Genomic DNA, 350 nt, shown 5'->3' with positions numbered 1-350 from the left:
GTTCACCCCAGTCACATAGTTATCTATGCTCCAGGGGATTCACCCGCTTGCTGCCTTGATGCAACTTGAATGATATTGCGTATGTTTATTAGCACCCCGTTGAGAACGGCCTTAGTGTAATGATTTTGTCAGATGACGGAAAGCGCTTACGGCTCCGGCGGCGCAAACCATGCGGATTTAAAATCGAACCAGCCGAGGGTATTCATCCTCACGCCGCGCATACTGCGCTGACCCTGAATCATCAGCCAGTGGTGGATCAGCGGCACGATATGTTGCCCGGCCAGCAGCCGCTGGCTCCAGGTGGCCGGATTAAACTCTCCTGCTCGCCAGCGGCAGGCGTCTGCCTGCCA

General features: G+C 55.4%; 1 pseudogene. It reads right to left on the bottom strand.

Features of this window, described 5'->3' with window-relative positions:
• Window positions 1-146: 146 nt before the first annotated feature.
• Window positions 147-350, bottom strand: a pseudogene (locus LU493_RS19860) (hypothetical protein); the annotation flags it as partial.

It is taken from the genome of Halomonas elongata, assembly GCF_029081005.1.
GTDB classification, from domain to species: domain Bacteria; phylum Pseudomonadota; class Gammaproteobacteria; order Pseudomonadales; family Halomonadaceae; genus Halomonas; species Halomonas elongata_B.
The sequence above is the reverse complement of the archived record's forward strand: the minus strand, read 5'-3'. Positions and strand labels throughout refer to the sequence as shown.